Genomic DNA, 22187 nt, shown 5'->3' with positions numbered 1-22187 from the left:
TCCTCTTACATTTAGCATATAGACAGTTATTTAACTATTACTAAACACTCCAAATTTATGAAAAAAAAACATGGGGAAAGAACATGGAAAAGCCATGTTCTTTCAAAAACATTAAAAGTTATGCGCCTAGCCTTATTTTTTACCTTGGTAAGTATCTTACAAACAGCTGCTTCAACTGGGTATTCTCAAAGTGCAAAAATCACTCTAAAGCATGAAATTGTAAGCCTTGAAAATGTGCTCAACAAAATTGAAAGTCAATCAGAATTTCGGTTTATCTTCAATAAAAACCAAATTGACCTTACTCGGAAGGTCAAAGTCAACTTTGAAGACACAGCCATCGAAAACATTCTGAATAAACTACTTACAAGCAATAGAATAGATTACCAGATAATCGGCAAACAAATCATTCTAACTACAAGTAAGCGAACAAGCACACAACAACCTCTAAACATAAAAGGAAAAGTTCAAGATACTACAGGGGAACCTCTTCCTGGAGTAACCGTTGTCATAAAAGGTACCACACAAGGAACAATAACCAATTCTGATGGGAACTACTCATTAAGAGTTGCAAAACAAGAGGGCATTGTTCTGCAGTTTTCATTTATTGGCATGAAATCTCAAGAAATTGAAGTCTCTGATCAAAACACAATAAATGTCACAATGATAGCAGAAACCAAAGGAATAGATGAAGTTGTTGTTACAGCTTTTGGCACTGCTCAAAGAAAGGAGAGTGTCGTTGGTTCTATTCAAAGTATACGCCCTGATGACTTAGTTATTCCTGCAACAAACCTTTCAAATGCTTTTGCTGGAAGATTATCTGGAGTAATTGCTTTCCAGCGAAGCGGAGAACCAGGAGCTGATGGGGCTAATTTCTACATCCGAGGAATATCAACTCTGAGTGGAGCTAAAGATCCTTTAATTGTAATCGATGGCGTTGAATCTTCTAAATCCAGTTTGAATGCGCTTCCGCCTGAAACGATTGAAAGTTTCTCAATTTTGAAAGATGCAACTGCTACTGCAATGTACGGTACTCGAGGTGCAAATGGAGTCCTGATAATAACAACAAAAAGTGGTGCCAACATGAAGCGCCCTGTTATTAATGTACGAATAGAAAATACCATAAATACTCCTACTACTACTCCAGAGTTTGTTCCAGCTCCCCAATATATGAATTTATTTAATGAGGCTATACGTAACCAGTCATTGGGCGATAGACTATACACCAATGAAGAAATAAACGGAACAGAACAAGGGCTCAACCCGTATGTTTTTCCTGATGTAAACTGGTATGATGAAATTTTCAAATCGTCCTCCATGTCTCAAAACATTAATTTCAATGTGAGAGGAGGAGGAAAAAAACTTGACTATTTCATGAATGTAGGATACAATCATCAAGAAGGAATGTTGAGAGGACGAAGTAGTGAATTCTTTTCGTATAAGAACAACATTAATCTATCCCGCTATGTGTTTCAAAACAACATTAATTTAAAGCTATCTCAAACATCCAAAGTTGGTCTTAAACTGAACACACAACTCCAAACCAAACGCTCTCCATCCAAAGATACCAAAAGTTTATTTTCATCAGTTATTAATACAAGTCCTGTAATTTTCCCAGTAATGTATCCACGCAATGAAGACGACTCCTGGATAAAATGGGGAGGAACCTCAGAAGGAATTTCTGGAATAAATCCACTTGCAGAATTAGTAAAAGGGTACGAAGATTCATTTAATAGTAATATAACAGCTAACTTGGAGTTCGAGCAAAAACTCGACATACTAACCAAAGGACTACAATTCAAGGCATTGGTTTCTTTTCGCAACAATTCTTCAACAACGACAAAACGCGAACAGGGGTATAACGGCTACCGAGTAACGGATTATATAATGAATGAAGATGGAAGCTATTCCTACACCATTGAAGCTCAAGGAGAAGAAAATGATCCTGTACTTTCTACTTCTGGTGAAATTAGCGGAAACCGTCGTGTCTATCTCCAAACTTACTTTGATTATTCCCGAAAGTTTGGAGTACATGATGTAAACGCAATGTTACTTTACAATCAAGATCAACTAGCAAACAATAAAGCAAACAATCTTATGGCCTCGCTGCCAAAGCGTAAACAAGGAATGGCCGCACGTGTCTCTTATGGATATGACAACCGCTACTTGTTCGAAGTAAATTTAGGTTATAATGGATCTGAAAATTTTGCTAAAAGCCATCGTTGGGGATTTTTCCCTTCCATCGCGGTTGGCTATAACATATCTCGTGAAGCTTTCTTTGAACCATTAAGCAATACAATATCTAACCTAAAATTCCGAGCTTCCTATGGATTAGTTGGTAATGATCAAATTGGCAGTGACCGTTTTGTATATCTTTCAGATATCAATTTGAGCGGGAGTAACAAATATCAAACCGGCTATGGCTCAACTACAACAGAATTGGCTGGTCCCAAATATGTACGATATAGCAATAGCGATATCACATGGGAAGTTGGTAAAAAGCTAAATATTGGTGCAGATCTTCAACTATTTAGAAATATAAATATTGTTGCCGATTTTTTCAGGGAAAATCGGGAAAATATTTTTCAACAAAAAGCAACTATTCCAAACTACCTCGGAACATCTGACACAAAGGTGTTTGGAAACTTTGCAGCCGTACGAAATCAAGGACTTGATCTTGCCGTTGATTATGGAAAAATACTAAACCATAACTGGACTGTCCAATTTAAAGGAACATTTACATTTGCTCGTAACAAGATTACCGCTTACGATGAGCCCTCTTATATGGAATACCCTCACTTGAGACGCGTTGGTAGCTATTTAAACCGAATAGAAGGGTATGTATCGGATAATCTCTTTATTGACTGGAATCATATAGCCAACAGTGCCGATCAGCAAATTTCAGAAAATGTTGCTCCCGGAGATATAAAATACATAGACCAGCCCAATGCAGATGGAGAGTATGATGGAATTATAAATTCCGATGATAGAGTAACCATGGGACATCCTACTGTTCCAGAAATTGTTTATGGTTTCGGTCCCTCCATCAAATATAAAAACATCGACTTTTCCTGTTTTTTCCAAGGCGTGACAAATACTTCATTGATGATGTCCGGATTTCATCCATTTGGAACACAAAACAGCCATAATGTGCTTCAGTTTATTGCAGATGATCATTGGAGTCCTGACAATCAAAATATTTATGCCGCTTATCCTCGTCTCACAAAAATTGGACACGGCAACAATTCTGCCGCATCTGACTTTTGGCTACGCGATGCCTCATTTTTAAAGTTAAAAAATGCAGAAATTGGCTATACTTACAAAAGAGCACGTTTCTATGTTAGCGGAATGAATCTACTAACATTTTCGTCATTTAAACACTGGGATCCGGAACAAGGTGGAGGTTCTGGTTTACGCTACCCAACACAGCGTTCCTTTAATGTTGGACTCCAAATTAATTTATAACTAAACCCAAATACAAAACAGATGAAAACATCAATATATTCAATAATACTCGCTTTTATTTTATTGGGAATATCATCCTGCGACTATCTAGACATTGTTCCCGATGAAAGGCCTACTGAGAAAGATGCCTTTAAGGATCAAAAAGCGGCACAGAAATTTCTATACTCTTGCTACTCATACTTACCCAACCCTAGATCTGGGTCAGCATCCCTTGATTTGATGACAGGTGATGAAGTAATTACGGCCTTTGAACACGAAACATTTGCTAAATTTCCAAAAGGGAATTACACAGCTACAACACCTGTTATTTCATACTGGAACACCTTATTTGGAGGCCTGAGACAGTGCTATATAATGAAAAATAATGTACAAAACGTGCCAGGACTTTCCGAAAGATTAATAAAAGATTATACAGCTCAGGCAGACTTCCTAATCGCATACTATCATTTTCTATTAATCAAGTGCTACGGCCCCAGTATTTTGATAAAAGAAGAACCTGATGTCAATACACCTCCAGAAGACTTTTCAACCAGAAGCAGCTTGGATGAGTGCGTACAATTTGTTGTCGATAAATTTGATGAAGCTGCTACCAACTTACCAGCCAAACGATTTGGAGAGGAATATGGATTAGCTACAAGTATTGCAGCAAAGGCTCTAAAGACTAGAATGCTTTTGTACGCTGCATCTCCTTTATTTAACGGGAACTCAAAATATAATGATATCAAAAATGATGATGGGACTCCTCTTTTTCCCAATAGCTTTGATCCACAAAAGTGGCAGTTGGTAAAAGATGCAACTCTCGATGCAATCACGACAGCAGAATCAGAAAACTATGCTTTATACACAAATAACAATTATGGAGAGAACGGTTACCCTGATGATCCTGTAATACGTACCTTGAGGTATAATATTATTGAACCTGCTAATTCCGAAATCCTTTGGGCAGATACTCGTAAAGAAGGAACATATGGTTTACAAAATAAGTCTCGCCCATTTGTATCAAAGGCTTCTTGGAATGGAGTAGGTCCCACTTTAGCTATGTTAGATCGTTTTTACACCGAAAATGGACTACCGATAAACGAAGACCCTGAATATGATTATGCCAATCGCTTTAGTGTAATTACTGTAGAACAAAAAGATGAAAAAATAGCTCAACCAGGAAAGAAAACGGCAGTTTATAATCTAAATAGAGAACCCCGATTTTATGCTTGGGTATCTTTTCATGGAGGATATTATGAATTAATGTCTGCTACATCCAATGGTGCCTATAAAGATGATCCAGACTTTCAGGAATCAATCATCGAAGGAGAAAACTACTCCCGGCTAGTGACCTCTATGTTGAAAAATGGGAATTGCGGAAGAGGAAACAGAACAAATAACTACAACCCCTCTGGTTTTCTAAACAAAAAAGGTTGCGATCCATCACACAGAACAAAACTAAGCAGTGAAGGTCCTATTGAATATCCATGGCCAGTTATTAGGCTTGCTGAGCTTTATCTTACTATGGCTGAAGCATGTGTTGAAGTAAACGATTTAGCTAATGCAAAAAAATATCTAAACAAGGTTCGAGTACGTGCAGGGATTCCAACTGTTGAAGAAGCCTGGAGCACTATAGCAGAACTAAGTCAGGATAAACTTCGTGAGATTGTAAGACAGGAACGTCAAATTGAATTGTATTTAGAAAATCATAACTTTTGGGATATGAGACGCTGGATGTTAGCCGAAGAAACCTTCAATAAAAAACATAATGGATTTAATACTGAAGCCGATGACGTTGAGAACTATGTGAATGTTACAGAAATACCTTTTAATCGTGTATTTAAGCCCGCAAATTACTTGCTTCCTATACCAATCAAGGATATTAATGTAAACACAAACTTGGTTCAAAACCCAGGATATTAAGGCTTTGCTTGTATTTAACACAACTAAAATGAAAAACAGATGAAGAAATTACTATATATTTTAATCGTACCTTTTCTCTTTATTGCCTGTGAGAAAAATGAAACTGTAAATGTTATTCCTTCAGATATAAGTAACGTACATTCAGATTCCTTACCTGGGCAAATTGTTTTACGGTGGGATATGCCAACTGATCACGAGAATATTCACTATATAGAAGTAAGCTATTTTGACCACCGTAAGAAGAGAGACGTAATCAACCTTTCAAGTGGTGACTCTCTACTTGTAGATGGTACAAGATATAAATATGGTGATTACCAATTTACACTAACCCCCTACAGTTTTACCCGGACACCAGGAGATTCACAGGAATATACAGGAATATCTGGTCATGCCCCAGTTCAAGAGACTTTCTTATCTCAAGAAAAAATAGATTTCACTGAAACACAAATAACCGGTAATTCAATTATGGATGGAGGGAAAAATCCTCCCACAAATCTTTTTGATGATAATGATGAAACAATCTATCACGCTAGATGGAGTGGAGATGTTCCTGATGTTGCATGGTTAAATTTTGATCTCCAGGAAGAGGTCAAAGCCTTTAAAATAAATTGGTTTCCGCGAACAAATCAGGATTTAGGGAAGCCAGTTGATGTTGACCTTATGGGAAGTATGGATGGGCAGAACTGGTTTTTGATTATTAATCTGACCAAAGAAAAAGACGGCTTACCAACAACACAAACAGACTGGTTTCGATCTCCGACATATAAATCGAACCAGCCTTTTAGATATCTCAGGTATTCTGTGAATAAGACAAATAAAGGCCATAAATTCTGGACAATGAGTGAGATGGAAATTTATAACGTAGAGCTACAGATTATTAATCCGGAATCACCTGATTACAAAGAAGAATACTAACCATACCATCCTTCCCATGCTATTTCGAAAAAATCGGTTATGAGTTAGCTTAAGGCAAGAATGATTACTGGCTTTCTTATAGGCCAGGATCATTCTTGTTATTCAATATCACGGACCTGTCTATACTGTCTAATTTATTAATAATCGATGGAAGTACAGCATCTGCCTGGACGATGGTTATTTCGGTTAGAACGCCACCTTTCGATTTGAAACCGTACATTTTTGAATGATATTACAATTATACAAGAGTTTTAATTCTCACTCTTTAAAACCCCCTTTTCTCATGGACTCACCTTTCAAATCGATTTGATGAGATGAGTTAACGATGCAGTCAAGGATTGCATCTGTATTTATGCCTTCACCGATAATATCAGACTATACCGAAACTGGTATCTGTCACTACAATTGTTGAAGTTCTATTATATTGGGAAGGAATGTGTCTAACAGTAATATTAATAATGCTGTTGCTCGTAAATATTCATACAATAATAATTAAAACCATGTTTAAACAAGCTAAAATCAGGTATTTGAAACTGATTCTGATAATAGAAAGCATCCTACTCGTAAATATCAGTACATTCGCACAAACTGCATATACCCCTTATGATGAGTTGCCAGGAATTACCAAAAGTTATAAACCTGCCTACGACGACAGCTACCCTGAATGGGCAAAAATGTTGTACCGGTACCCCATTAATTACTATGAACTTAACAGGGCCTACAACGACTATAAGCGGCTAAACGGAAAAGAAAAAAGCCCGATTATTCGTTTTTATAAAATCTGGCGGCAGGTTGTTGAGCCCTATGTTGAAAACGATGGTACAATTACACTCCCCGATATTGGAAAACTCCGGGAAAACCTTTACTTGTTGCAAACTCAAAAACCAACTCATTTGAAATCTGCCCCGAAATCGAACGCCGACTGGACCTTTCTGGGGCCAAAAGAAACATGGTGGAAAAGTGCTAATTCTTCACAACGAGTACCGGTACCATGGCAGGCAAATGTATATTCATTTGACGTAACCCCTGCAAATCCAGATATTTTGTACTGTGGCACCGAAACCGGGTATGTAAACAAAACTACCGACAAAGGGCTTACCTGGGAATTAGTGGGGAAAGACTATGTTTTTGGCAATGGTATTAAGGCTATCGCCATTCATCCCGAAAATACAGATACGGTTTACGTTTCTGCAGCTAAACAAATTCACATAACCAATGATGGTGGCCAATCGTGGATGCCGGCTCTGTCCAGCCAAAATTTATTTAGTGCTAACCGATTAAAAATTGATTATAACAATCCCTCAAAAATTGTAGCTGCAGCTGACGAAGGGGTTTATGTAAGTACCGATAAGGGATTATCTTGGTCTAAAAAGAGCAGTGCAATTGTATACGACATCGAAATTAAACCAGATGACAGCAATGTTATCTATGCCATAACAATAGACGGATCGTCCTATGCTCTCATTTATTCAAGCGATGGAGGAAATTCCTTTAAACAGATGAATTCTTTCCCAAAAGTAGATATTAAGGCCGGAGCCATGCTTGCTGTAACTCCTGATAATCCCAATGCATTGTACGCAGTAATGCTTTCTACTGACAGAATTCCATATTTATATAAAGGCCTTCATGATGGATCTAAATACACGTGGACATTACTTGCAACAGGTAAAACTACAGCATTTGGCATGGATAATGGACAAGGATATTTCGACCTTGTACTGGAAGTATCGCCTAACGATGAGGATGTAATATTTGCCGGTACAACCACCTTGTTTAAGTCGACCAACGGAGGAGTTACTTTCGAGAAAACCGGGGGCTACAGTGGAACCTTTCGTATTCATCCCGACATTCAGGACATGAAAATTCTGCCCAACGATGAAACTTGGATAGCAACCGATGGAGGTATGAATTTCTCCAACGACGTATTTACGTCACCTTCAAGCCACTCTGCCCGACTTCAGGGTATAATTGGCTCCCAATTCTGGGGATTCGACCAGGGATGGAATGAAGACATTATAGTAGGAGGCCGTTATCATAATGGCAATACGGCAATGAGTGAAGGGTATGGGGATAAAGCCCTCCGCATGGGAGGAGCTGAATCAGCCACAGGTTGGGTATTAAAAGGGAAAAGTCGCCATGTGGTGTTTAAAGATCTTGGAAACGGTTTTATATTACCTAAAACAGCAGACGAAATAGAGGAAGGCCGGTTCTTATTCACCAAACACCCAAACATGGATGAATATGGTCAGAAAAGAAGCAATGTAATTATTCATCCAAATTACTATGACGTTATCTATCTGGGAGAAGGAACCGGTCTTTGGCGAAGCCCGGATGGAGGCATCAACTTCGATCTGTTACATGACTTTGGTGAAAAAGTAAGATACCTCCAAATCAGCCACAAAAACCCGGATGTACTTTATGTAGATATTGTTAACCAAGGCTTATATCAAAGTACAGATGGAGGTGTGACCTGGGAGCATAAACCGGCCTTGACCTCTGGAATGTATGGAAATAACTACTGGAAAGGTAAATTATTTTTTGTTATTTCTCCTTACGATGAGAATGTAATATACGCCTGCCAGCAAAACGGCGGAAGAGTCGCAGAAGGTGGCAAAGTTTTCAAATCAACTGATGGGGGTGATACTTGGATCGACTGGTCGGGTAACATAAGAGGAAAAGCCACAAAAACCCTCGCTATTCAACCAACTAAAAGTGGTGAAGATCTGGTTTACCTGTTTGTTACCAGCAGTGCAGGAAAAACCACCCCTGCAGAAGTTTATTACAGGAAAGAATCTGATGTTGTTTGGATTGATTTTTCGAAAGGATTTCCATTGGCCTTTACAGTTAACCTTGGAATACCATTTTTCCGCGATGCCAAAATGCGAGTTGGAGGAAATGGTGGAGTATGGGAAAGCCCCTTACAGGAACCGGAATTTGACCCCGTTATAAGCCCGGTGTGTCAAACACCGATTATAAGAAACATGAACGATACTGTTTATTTTAACGACTACTCCATACTTAACCATTCAGGAGCTACCTGGTTATGGGAATTCAATCCTGCTCCACTTTACATTAACGATGCCAATTCGCACAATCCTAAAGCCGTTTTTGACAAGGGAGTTTATGATGTAACTATGAATGTAACCCAAAATGGTAAAACCTTCACAAAAACCGTTGAGTCGATGCTTACCGTGAAAGAAGCTCCTTCAATTTACGATTGCACTAATCCGGGAATAGTACCAACTGAGAAAATTAGTTTGATGTATGTCGACAGTGAGGAAACTAAAGCGTCAAGGTCCCTGGTTGCTACCAACGCTATTGACGGCGACATATCAACTATTTGGCATACTGAGTGGGTTAGCAGCAATCCTGTACACCCTCACGAAATTCAATTGGATCTTGGAGATCAATACAATTTGAAAAAAATAGAATATTATCCACGTCAAGATCTTCAAAATGGTCGGATAAAGGACTATGAACTTTATGTTACCAGTGATAAAAACAACTGGGGATCAGCTATTTCAAAAGGAACCTTCCCGAATTCAAATGCACCACAAACAATCAAAATCGAAGGACTGACAGGAAGATACGTTAAACTAGTTGCAAATAGTGCCGCTGATGGGAACCCACACACTTCCGTGGCTGAACTGGTTTTTACGGGATGCCTACCCAGCACGACTGGAGTTGAGGTGCAAAAATATTCCAACGATATTAAGGCATATCCGATTCCGACAAGTGGAAAAATAAACCTTTCTGTTTTATCGGGTAATTCATTTAAATCACTCGAATATCAGGTTTACTCCATCGACGGGCAAGTGGTTAAAAATGGAACTGTAAGCGGCTATTCGGAGCAATTATCGATCGACTTATCGCAACAAGAAAGCGGGTTATACCTCTTGCATCTTGAAGATGAAGCAGGAACCGTATATCGATTAAAAGTAGTAAAACAATAAAATTCATTTCAATAAGAAAAATTAATACCTGCCTATCAAACTGATAGTGTAGGTATTGATTTTTAGACTACAAGGCAAAATAAAACTACAAATCGTATAAAGTAAATCAATGAAAAAATTAACTTCTATCCTCTCCCTTTTACTACTTATTGTTCAAAATCTGTTATCAGCACAGGACCATACAAATGTCATCTACATTATGGCCGATGACTTGGGGGTTAATGTAGTAAGCTGTCACGGCCAGAAGCCCCCCGATTGATAAAATGGCCGAAGAAGTAATGATATTTACGCTTTACTGCTCAGGCACAGAGGTTTGTTCCCCTACACGGTGCATTCTAATGGCGAGAGCCCATACCGGGCGTTCCTTCATCTAAGCAAATTGGGAAGTCGGTGGAGTCTACCAGAAAGAAATACCCACCTCCTCCTTCACCATTGCTGAAATATTTAAAAAGCTGGATTTGTTTACTCTACTATTAGTGGAGATTTGAGTATAGATAATGCTAATTTAACGTGAGTTCGAGCTAAGCGAAGTTGCACACATGCCTTTCAGCAACAACTTCTGGCATTTACGTTACAACCAATTCCTCGACTAGTTGGATTAAAAAGTTAAACGGGAGATATACAGATATTGATTCAACTGATAATTGGGATTTAATTATCGTTTCGCGTGATGATAAAGATATATCCCCAATGCTATACTTTTCTAACGATAAGGGCGATACATTTATAAAGAGAAGATTACTACGCATCTGTCTGAGAGGCACCGATTTTATCTTGGCATCCATAAACCTGCTTCGGATATCATTAAGGTTTATGCATATGGAATCTTAGATGGCAATACTCCAACCCGATTTATTGTTTTATGACAATCGGATTACAATCCCACTCCGAGTGACGGTAGATCTTATTTTAACTTTACCCAAATAAAACATCCTACCTATTCTTATCCTAATGGGTCGACACCATTTAAATAAACTGAAAATAAAATACTTATGAAAAAGTTCCAAGTTCCAGATCGTTTGAAATGATTTGAGGTTCGAGGTTATCCGAGAATCCGAACATCTGAAAATCTAATGTCTAATAAGCTCGATTCCATTCCGCCCCGTATCAACGCTTCCGGTAGGATCGCGGAGTCAGGTTCATGACTTTGCGAAACTGCCGCGAAAAATAGAACTGATCTTCGTAGCCCAATTGATAAGCCACCTCTGCAATACTAAACGACCGATTGTCCAGCAACCGGCAGGCTCGCTGCACCTTCAACTGAATAAAGTACTCAATGGGAGAATAGCCCGTCCTGCCTTGAAACAAGCGGGAGAAATGGGAGGCCGACAACTTAACTACCAACGCAATTTCTTCGAGTTTCAATTTGCGCTCCACATTTTCGAGCATGTAATTAATACTTTGGGCAACAACATCGTCCTCATCCGAGGTTCTTACTTCACGAAACTGTTGGATGTGAGAAAAAGAGCCCAACAAATAGCGCAAGCATAGATTCACGTACTCCAGAATTTCCTGGCTATAGCCCCGTTCCAAGTTTCGAAAAATCTCACCAAAAAGATTGATCCGATCGTGGATTCGGGAATCTTTTCCCCGTTCAATTGTTCGGCATTCTCCCGTTAGATGTTGAAACCAACGGGCTTTTTCACCAGTAAAGTGAATCCAATAAATCGACCATGGTTTTTCAGCTGACGAATGATAAGCATGCGGCACATTGGCCGGAATAATAAAGAATTGATCTGCTCCAATTAAATGGTCCTCATCCCTTATGCGAATCAAGCCTTCACCATCCAAACAATAGATCAGAATATACTGAGAACTTCCCTGCTTACGCGAACGGAAATGGTGCCGCGCATGCGGATAATAGCCAATATCCGTGAAGTAAAGCTCATTCACCAACTGATTTTGTTGAATCAGATAAATAACTTTTTCCGGAATGACAAAGCTCAATTGCCCAGGAAAACCCTCTTCTTTTTTCATCCAATCCTAAATTAAACTTTTCAAAGACATAAATTCTACTGCAGGCTATTGGATACCGAATAGCTCAATTACCAAAGTTCACAAAACTATCAAAATAACAACACATTATCAATAAAGCGCAAAACCATCCCGACCATAAAACATTAAAAAACAACCACAAAAAGAAAATAACCAGATCAATGAAAAAGCAAAATAATCCATAAAATCACAAAATAGTTCATTTCCCATTTACATATTTGATGCTAGATTTGTCTTCAAGTATAACCTCATAAACCAAACTACATGAACAGGAAGTTCATTTTTGGCATCACACTCATCTCTGCACTTGGAGGCTTGCTCTTTGGGTACGACTGGGTGGTCATTGGCGGTGCCAAACCTTTTTACGAACGTTTTTTCGACATTGTCAACTCACCAAATCTTCAGGGATGGGCCATGAGCAGCGCCCTAATCGGCTGCTTATTTGGAGCACTGTCCTCCGGATTTATTTCCGATCGCTTCGGACGCAAACCATCGCTGATTTGCGCAGCTGCTCTGTTTACCATTTCTGCTTTAGGAACAGGCTATGTCTCTCAATTTACGCCATTTATCATTTTCCGATTGATAGGCGGACTTGGCATTGGACTGGCTTCAGCTATTTCCCCGGTTTATATTGCCGAAATAGCTCCGGCAGCCACGCGAGGACGGTTGGTTTCAGTTAACCAACTTACCATCGTCATTGGAATCTTGCTAGCACAAATAGTCAATTTGCTTATTGCTGACAAAGTTGATCCGGGAGCTTCTGATCAGGCAATTCTGAATTCATGGAATGGACAATGGGGCTGGCGTTGGATGTTTTGGGCAGAACTGGCTCCGGCTCTACTGTTTTTTATTCTGGCCTTTTTTATTCCAGAGAGTCCACGTTTTCTGCTTAAGAAAGGTGATAATACCGAAGCTAGAAAGATTTTATCGCGTATTGGAGGCGCCGATTATGCCCAACAGGAAGAGGCAAACATCAACGAATCTTTCACCGAACATTCCTCGCGAATTAACTGGAGCAAACTCCGTTCAAAAAAAATACGCCCGATACTTATCATTGGAATTGTGCTTGCGGCATTCCAACAATGGTGCGGGATCAATGTCATTTTCAACTACGCTGAAGAGGTCTTTACTTCCGCCGGTTATTCGTTGAATGACATGCTATTCAATATCGTTATTACCGGAACAGTCAACCTCATTTTTACTCTGCTCGCCATGCGGGTTGTTGACAGCTGGGGACGCCGAAAACTATTATTGACCGGATCTTTAGGATTAGCCGTCATCTATCTGACCATGGGTATTTGCTTCTTTTTTGAATTGAAAGGCTTGGCTATTTTAAGTCTTGTTTTGCTGGCTATTGCCACTTATGCCATGACCCTTGCTCCGGTTACCTGGGTGGTGCTTTCCGAAATCTTCCCCAACAGCATTCGGGGAGCTGCAATGGCTATCGCCACCATGTCGCTTTGGATTGCCAGCTTTGTGCTGACCTACACCTTTCCAATCTTGAATAAATGGCTAAATGCCAGCGGCACATTCTGGCTTTATGCCTTTATCTGCATCACAGGCTTCCTATTTATTCTGAAGAAACTGCCTGAAACCAAAGGAAAAAGTTTGGAAGAAATTGAAAAATTAGAGACAGAACGTTAACCCATTAGCAATCATCAAAAATGAAACAAACGAATATCATCCTCCTATTATTCATACTTTTGGCTTCCGCTTGTCAACCAAAAAACGATCCAATGCAAATTGATTTGGCAGGAAGCTGGCAATATGCACTGGACCCAAATGATGAAGGAATTCAAGCAGAATGGTACAACCAGAACTTTGATAACAGTCTGAACTTACCAGGCTCATTAACCACCAACAATATTGGTAATGAAGTAACTGTAAACACCCCGTGGACCGGACAAATTGTGGATAGCTCGTATTTCAAAAGCCCCAAATATTCAAAATATCGGGAACCTGGAAATATCAAGATCCCTTGCTGGCTTCAGCCCATAAAATACTACAAAGGAGCTGCCTGGTATCAAAAGGAAGTAAGTATTCCTGAAGATTGGCAAGGACAGGCAATCGAACTATACCTGGAACGTTGCCACTGGGAAAGCCGTGTTTGGGTTAACGGGCAAGAAGCAGGCATGCAAAACTCGCTTGGAACTGCTCATCAATACGATTTAACCAGCATGCTAACTCCCGGCAAACATCGCCTGACCGTTTGCATTGACAACCGGACAAAAGCGGTTGATCCCGGGTTAAACTCTCACTCCATTTCAGATCATACCCAATCCAACTGGAATGGCATGATTGGCGACTTATTACTAAAAGCTGAAGCGCCAATCCATATCAACAGCCTGCAAGCATTTCCAGACCTTGACACAAAATCATTCACCGTCAAAGCCACAGTGGTCAACACGGGATCAGTTACGCAAAAAGGAAATTTTAGCTTGAATGTACAGCCTCATAACTTCACATCGAACGAAGACATTGCAACGGTAACCCAGGAATTGGAACTATTGCCCGGTGAAAATCAGGTAGAGCTTTCTTGCCAATTGGGAGAATCAGCTGCCTTGTGGGACGAATTCAATCCAAACCTGTACGAACTAGACCTTCAGTTACAAACAGAAGGCACTCAGTCCGGCAAAAGCATAATCACCGGTCTTCGCGAATTCAAGGTTGAAGGAAGCCGATTTGCCATTAACGGACGTCCGACCTTTTTGCGAGGAACTTTAGAATGTGCCATTTTCCCAAAAACAGGCTATCCGCCGTGCGATACCACTGAATGGAAACGAATTATGCGCATCGTAAAAGCTCACGGATTGAACCACATTCGATTTCATTCATGGTGCCCACCCGAAGCTGCATTCACAGCAGCTGATGAACTAGGTGTTTACCTGCAGGTAGAATGCTCTTCATGGGCAAATACCACAACGACCATCGGAGACGGAAAACCTATTGATGCCTACCTATGGGATGAAAGCAAGCGAATGGTTGAGGCCTATGGGAACCATCCTTCGTTTTGCCTGATGGCCTACGGAAACGAACCCGCTGGGAAAAATCAACGCGAGTTTTTATCCGATTTTGTCAACTATTGGACTGAAAAAGATTCCCGACGTCTTTACACCGGAGCAGCTGCCTGGCCTGTTATCGAGGCCAACAACTACCACAATATCCCCGCTCCACGTATTCAGGGTTGGGGTGAAGGGCTGCAGAGTATTATCAATAGTCAACCACCTCGCAGCGACTACGACTGGCGCGATGACCTGACTACTGACGGCAAGCCGGTTGTCAGCCATGAAATTGGACAATGGTGTGTCTACCCCAATTTCAAAGAAATTGAAAAATACGATGGTGTTCTGAAAGCTAAAAACTTTGAAATTTTCCAGGAAAAGCTGGAAGAACAAGGCATGATTTATTTGGCCGATAGCTTTTTGCTGGCTTCCGGAAAACTGCAAGCTCTGTGCTACAAGGCCGACATTGAGGCAGCACTGAGAACCCCAGGATTTGCCGGATTCCAGTTACTTGACCTGCACGATTTTCCGGGACAAGGAACGGCCTTGGTTGGAGTTTTAGATGCCTTTTGGGATGAAAAAGGCTATATCACCCCAGAAGAATACAGCCAGTTCTGCAATTCCATTGTTCCCTTGGCCCGCTTGAAAAAACATGTTTTCACGGTTGGCGATACCTTGCAAGCTTCTGTTGAAGTTGCCAATTTCAGTTCAGAGGCTCTAAACCAAGCTAAATCAGGCTGGACCTTAAAAACAACCGATGGGACCACCGTTGCCCAAGGAATTTTCAAACAACAAGATATTCCTATTGGCAACTGTTTCAACCTGGGACAGCTGAACTACGTTTTTAAAACAAGTGATTCGCCCAAACAACTCCGTCTGGAAGTTAGCATTGAAAATACCATCAATCACTGGGATCTTTGGGTGTATCCCGCTAAAAAAACGGCGACTCCAGCTGAAATTCTGGTTACCCGTCAACTCAACCGCCAAGCTATTAACCAACTCAATAAAGGCGGAAAAGTTTTACTCAACTTGGGTAAAGGAACCGTGAAAGAAGGTTATGGAGGCGAAGTTGGACTTGGCTTTTCATCCATCTTTTGGAACACCGCATGGACCGTAGGGCAAAAACCGCATACCTTGGGAATTCTATGCAACCCAAGCCATCCGGCATTAAGCCAATTTCCAACGGAATATCACAGCAACTGGCAATGGTGGGATGCCGTTTCGCATGCCGATGCCATCAACATCAGCCAACTAAATGCGGATATTGAACCAATTGTTCGAATCATTGATGATTGGGTGACGAATCGCCCACTGGCTCTATTGTTTGAAATCACCGTTGGAAAAGGCAAGCTTCTGGTTAGCAGTGCCGACTTAACCACTAACCTGCAAGAACGTCCTGCAGCCCAACAGCTTCGGACAAGCCTGGAACAGTACATGCTAAGCAAACAATTCACCCCCAAACAAAGCAGCAGCATTGAACAAGTCAAAAACCTACTACGATAAATCAATTGAATATGAACTACAAACTACTACTCATACTACTTACTACCCTCTTCCTTGGGGCACTCACTCAAGCTCAGGAGAATCCACGTTCCCTTGCCGGAACGTGGTTGATCAAACTGGATCCGAATAACTTGGGCGAGCAAGAAAAATGGGCCGGAAGCTCTTTCAATGGCACCATCCAACTTCCAGGAACAACCGACGAAGCTCAAATGGGAGAAAAGACCTCAGGCTCCGACTACGGGATTTTAACCCGGGCGTACAAGTACATTGGACCAGCCTGGTATCAACGGGAAATTGTCATTCCCAAAAACCTGCGCAACAAAAACATCGAACTGTTTTTGGAGCGCGTGCTCTGGGAATCCAAAGTGTGGATTGACGGCAAACAGTGCGACACGCAGGATGGCCTCGGAGTTCCACATCGGCACCAACTGGGAAAACTTAGCCCCGGAAAACACACGCTTACCGTGCGAGTTAATAACGACATGATTCACAACATTGGCGATAAAGGGCATACTTACAGCGAATACACCCAGTCAATCTGGAACGGCATTGTTGGTAGAATTGAACTTCGTGCTGCGGAAACTGTCCATATCGACCGGCTAAAAACATGGCCCGATGTCGATAAGAATGAACTGACCGTTACTTTTGACACGAAGAATGAAGGGAAAGCAACCAAAGTAAACTATCATTTCCAACTGATTGATTTAAGCTCAGGAGAAGAGGTTCTCAACACCAAAGAGAAAGCCGCAGTTGCCAACGGTAGCAGTGAAGCTTCCTTCAACTTCAAAATTGATCAACCGATTAAGAAGTGGGATGAGTTCACGCCTAACCTGTATGAACTTTCAGTTACTGCAGCAGCTGGAAAGGCCAGCGATACACAGCAAACGCGTTTTGGCTTCCGAAAAGTGGGCCATTCAAAATCGAAAGTTCTGATCAACGACCAGCCGGTTTTCATGCGCGGAAACTTGGATTGTGTGCATTTCCCGCTAACGGGCTACCCCTCTTGTGATCCTGCCGAATGGGAACGTATTTTCAAAATTTATAAATCTTACGGACTCAATCATGTCCGCTTTCACTCCTGGTGTCCTCCCGAAGCTGCTTTTATTGCGGCCGACAAGCTAGGACTATACCTGCAAGCCGAAATCCTGTGGATTGACTGGTGGATGACCTCTGCCCCCGAAGATCGCCCGGATATGTACACCAAAGGCTTACCTGAAGGGTTGGGCAAAAATCCATCGGCTGATGCTTACGTACAGGCCGAAATGCAACGCATGCTTGACGCTTATGGCAACCACCCTTCTTTTACCATGTTTTGCATTGGCAACGAGTTGGGGAACTCCGATTTCGACGCCATGCAAGAATGGGTTGAGAAAGCCAAAAATGAAGATAACCGTCGCCTGTATTCTGTTTCAACGGCACGAAAAATAATGCCAGTTGACCAGTACATGGCGACGCACAACATTCCGGGAGTAGGGCGCACCTATGGTGTAAGCGGCTATACCACCGACTTCGATTTGGAGAAGCATTACTCGCAGGCCAATATCCCAATCATTGCGCATGAAGTTGGCCAGTTTCCGGTTTACCCGCTTTGGAGCGAAATTGACAAATACACCGGCGTTTTAAAAGCCCGTAACCTTGAAGAGTGTCGTGAGTCAGCCCAAAAGAATCACCTGTTGGGCATGAACCAGCAGTTTCATGAGGCTAGTGGAGCCATCCAAGACCTGCTTTACAAAGCACATGTTGAAAACCTCTTTCGCACCGAATCCTGCGCCGGATTTCAACTTTTAAGCATGCAAGATTATCAAGGGCAAGGCGAAGCGCTGGTTGGCTGGCTCGATTGTTTTTGGGACGCCAAAGGCAATACCACTCCCGAGAGCTTCCGGCGCTATTCCAACACCGTTGTTCCTTTAGCCCGATTCGAAAAGTTTGTTTGGGAGAATCAGGAAAACTTTTCGGCTACACTACAGGTAGCCAACTATGGGCCTACCTCCCTTCAAACAACAGCTACCTGGCAACTAACATCTGCTTTGGGCCAATTAATTCAGCAAGGAACAATAGATGATTTTACCGTTGAACGTGGCACGCTGAAAACCATTGGAGAAGCAACATTCTCCCTTGATCAGATTCAGCAAGCCGGGAAATATACCTTCAGCATCACCTTAAACGGCACCGAGTTTTTCAATAGCTGGGATCTGTGGATTTACCCGCCGGTAACTCCCGAACAGGAAGAAGTGTTGACTGTTGACAAAATTACGCCTGAGGTACTAGAATTTTTGAAAAATGGCGGCAAAGTACTCTTGTATGCCAGCGAACTGGGCACCAGCACAACATCGCGTCCGATTTATTTCACGCCTCTTTTCTGGTCAAGCGTATTTTTCCCGGGACAGGCAAATTCAACCTTGGGCTTGTACGTTAACCAAGCGCATCCGGCACTTGCCGGGTTCCCGACTGATAATTTTAGTCATTACCAATGGCAAACCATCAGCAAAGGCCGGTCCTTCGTGCTGAATGATCACCCGAACCTGCTTCCGGTGGCACAACCGATAAGCGACTTCCACATCAATGACAAGTTGGGATCCATCTTCGAATGCCAAGTTGGAACGGGTAAACTGATGGTGTGCGGTTATGATATCTCGGATGACAGCAAACCGGTTGCCCGTCAGCTAAAGCACAGCCTGCTGAGATACATGAATCAAAGTAACTTCAATCCATCGTATCAACTAAGTGAAGATGAAATCGAAAAGCTCTTCTATTTTGTACAACCGGCGGTATCACAAGCTCCGGAAGGATTTGAAGATGCCATTTTATATGTAAAAAGTGGGGCCAACCGGACAGCAACAGGTTCAAAGGAATGGAAAAAAAGCTTCGATAAAATCCTGGTTCAAAAAGCAGGCTGCAATTATGATGTTGCAGCGCACGACACCTGGAATGATGGAAAAGAATCTGCCTGGACTGGTCGGGAAATGACGGTCAAACTAAAAACTCCAAACGGCATTATTGGCAACCTGTTTGTTCGTTTTACCGATCCGAACAAGCAAAACCGAGCCGGAACAATCTGGATTGAAGGGCGCGAAATGATGATCGACAACATTGGACAAGATGGCAAGTGGGTAAAATTATTTGTCATGCGTGAAGATACCAATGACGGAGAAGTCGTGCTCAAAACCAAAGTTCAAAAAGGTGGAAACCTGATGATCAGCGAAATTGGATTAATCGCAGAATAAAGTTCAATGCTGATATCGATAAAATTGAATCAATAAAATGAGAAAATTGAATTCATTAAATACTGAGATTAAATACCTTGCACTCACCCTACTGGTCTGCTTATCAAGCTATACCTTGCACGCACAAAGCATCGACTTGTCAAAAGCCGAAAAAGCAGGGCTCATTGAAAAAAAGCTTATGAATGTAAAGCCCGATCAGCAAGGAATCATTGAATCGGATTTACTTATCCTGCCCGATTTTCAACGGGGCGTTTATTATTGCCCACATGTCGATAAACATGCCATTGGCAACCGTGTACTTGGCATTGACTTTGAAAACTTAGACCATTTAAAGTCACAACGTATCAAACTAAAAGCCAACCAACCATTTGAAGGCATCGATATGGGATCATTTATTTGCTTACAGCTAAATGATAACCGCTACCTATCGATCTTGGCCATGGCAGGCGAAAGTGCCTTTTCCACATTCACTATTCGTGAAGATGGAATGTGGGTTGATGCCGGAACGTTTGGTTCGGCTAACTTCTCAGGAATACTTCCTAAAATTGCCTATGCTTTTGGGGAAACGCCGCATGAGGCCAGCCTGAATGTTTGGAAAAAAGCACTGCAATCCCGCTCCTTAAAATCTAAAACAGCTTTACGTCAACACAAGAAATTTCCTGAGCCGTTCAAGTATACCGGCTACTGCACCTGGGAGCACATCCGCCGTAACATGAACACTGAAATTCTATCGGGGATGATCAAAGACATGGAAACAGCCGAAGTTCCGATACGATGGATGTTGATTGACGATGGATACGAACATCATGAAAACAACCACCTACTGAGCTTTCAACCCGACAAAGCTAAATTTTCAGATAGCTTTCAATCACTGAAAGATTTGAAAAGTGAAGATGGCGTTCGATGGATTGGACAATGGTGGCACATGGCTGGTTACTTTAAAGGGATTTCACCCAACCATCAAATCACCGAATTAAACAACCACTTGTTTAAGTTACACGACAGTTTTATGGTACCCAAAACCAATCAGGAAAGTGCTGACATTTTCTACGAGACCAGAGCGAAAGAAATGGAGGAGGCCGGAATTGATTTCATAAAAGTGGATTTTCAAACTGATTTATTAAAAGAATACCAATCGCAACCCAATCCGGTTCAGGCAGCAAGCTACAATCATCGTGCATTGGAGAAAGCGTGGCAAAAACATTTTGAAGGACTACTCAACTGCATTGCCCAACATCATCTCCACGTATTTAAACACGAAAAGAGTGCGACGATCCGATCGGGAATTGACTACCATCGGGATGATGAAAACAACCGTTACATTGCCGTTCAGAACCTACGGAATTCAATTTACCTGGGCATGACCCACTGGTTGGATCACGACGCTTTTATAAGTTCCTACCATACCGGCCAGTCAGGCGCAGAATTGCGTGCTGTATGTGGCAGCCCGATTTACGTATCGGAAGACATGGACAAAGTGAACTTTGAGAGCATCAAACCTGCTACTTGGAGCGATGGGGAGTTGCTTCGACCACTGGCTCCCGGAACATTAACTCCCGAAGGATTTTTTAACGATCCAACAGAAACCGGACTTCGTGTAGTTGCCCCCTTAGAAGGTCAGGTTGCTACATTCTGGCTGGCCAATTTTCACAATGAACAAGACTTGGAAATCAAGCTATCTCCGGAAGATTACCGATACGGAGGAACCATGATCCAACCCTACAGAGGATTATGGGAATCCCCCAAGGAAGGACTTGTTGCTTTTGACTACCACGAAGGGAAAGCCTGGAAAATGACAGAAACGTTCTCCACCAAATTACCCATGTGGAAAACTAAAATCATCCACTTGATTCCGGTTCAGAACGGATGGGCCATCATTGGTCGTCCTGACAAATATTTGTCACCTGCCAGTTGTGAGATTGTAAAGCGCTCAGCCAAAAAAATTACCATCAAACTAAAAGAGAGTGCTCCATTTCTTATTTGGCACGAAAAAGGGAAGTTGATTGCTGATAACGCAAGCGTGACTCAACTAGCTAAGAATCTTTATCGCATTGAGCCCACTTCGACACAAACAAGCATTACGATAAACAATAAGTAAACACAAAATACAAACAACGAGTCGCTTTTTGTAAAAGTAGCGGCGGACAGCCCTGGTATAATTTCGCAATTGGTTCTTCGGGAACCAACGGGCTAGATCCGCCTCAATCTTAAAACGATACAGGACGAGGTAT

Annotated in this window: 9 protein-coding genes; 8 read left to right on the top strand and 1 reads right to left on the bottom strand. The window is 41.6% G+C overall.

Annotation, left to right across the window (positions count from 1 at the left end; all coding sequences use genetic code 11):
• Positions 1-57 precede the first annotated feature (57 nt).
• The 4 genes from BM156_RS08310 (at position 58) to BM156_RS08290 (ending at position 10232) form a co-directional block, all read left to right on the top strand.
• Positions 58-3462, top strand: a complete 3405-nt coding sequence (locus tag BM156_RS08310; RefSeq protein ID WP_093919357.1) for a TonB-dependent receptor — start codon at positions 58-60, stop codon at positions 3460-3462.
• A gap of 21 nt (positions 3463-3483) precedes the next feature.
• Complete coding sequence (locus tag BM156_RS08305; protein WP_093919356.1) at positions 3484-5364, top strand: RagB/SusD family nutrient uptake outer membrane protein; 1881 nt, start codon at positions 3484-3486, stop codon at positions 5362-5364.
• Between the two features lie 39 nt (positions 5365-5403).
• Positions 5404-6279: a discoidin domain-containing protein gene (locus BM156_RS08300; protein WP_093919355.1), complete on the top strand. Its 876-nt coding sequence runs from the start codon at positions 5404-5406 to the stop codon at positions 6277-6279.
• Positions 6280-6779: 500 nt separating this feature from the next.
• A complete protein-coding gene (locus BM156_RS08290; RefSeq protein ID WP_170846897.1) occupies positions 6780-10232 on the top strand; it encodes a discoidin domain-containing protein in 3453 nt (1150 codons plus the stop codon).
• Positions 10233-11339: 1107 nt separating this feature from the next.
• Here BM156_RS08290 and BM156_RS08285 read toward each other — a convergent pair.
• The gene (locus BM156_RS08285; protein WP_093919353.1) at positions 11340-12209 is read right to left on the bottom strand and encodes an AraC family transcriptional regulator; all 870 of its coding nucleotides are present in this window, start codon (positions 12207-12209) and stop codon (positions 11340-11342) included.
• A 282-nt stretch (positions 12210-12491) separates the two neighbouring features.
• Between BM156_RS08285 and BM156_RS08280 the strand changes: the two genes are divergently transcribed.
• From BM156_RS08280 to BM156_RS08265, 4 genes are all read left to right on the top strand, one after another.
• Positions 12492-13871, top strand: coding sequence for a sugar porter family MFS transporter (locus BM156_RS08280; protein ID WP_093919352.1), 1380 nt, complete (start codon positions 12492-12494; stop codon positions 13869-13871).
• Positions 13872-13963: 92 nt separating this feature from the next.
• On the top strand, positions 13964-16732 hold the full coding sequence (locus BM156_RS08275) for a sugar-binding domain-containing protein (RefSeq protein WP_212733455.1): 2769 nt from the start codon (positions 13964-13966) through the stop codon (positions 16730-16732).
• 11 nt (positions 16733-16743) lie between these two features.
• Positions 16744-19956 (top strand): glycoside hydrolase family 2 TIM barrel-domain containing protein, encoded by a 3213-nt coding sequence (locus BM156_RS08270; protein WP_212733454.1) that lies wholly within the window; start codon positions 16744-16746, stop codon positions 19954-19956.
• A 37-nt stretch (positions 19957-19993) separates the two neighbouring features.
• Entirely contained in the window at positions 19994-22054 is a 2061-nt protein-coding gene (locus tag BM156_RS08265; protein WP_093919349.1) for a Sip1-related alpha-galactosidase, read from the top strand.
• Positions 22055-22187: the final 133 nt, after the last annotated feature.

Source organism: Sunxiuqinia elliptica (assembly GCF_900113005.1).
Classification (GTDB): domain Bacteria; phylum Bacteroidota; class Bacteroidia; order Bacteroidales; family Prolixibacteraceae; genus Sunxiuqinia; species Sunxiuqinia elliptica.
The sequence above is the reverse complement of the archived record's forward strand: the minus strand, read 5'-3'. Positions and strand labels throughout refer to the sequence as shown.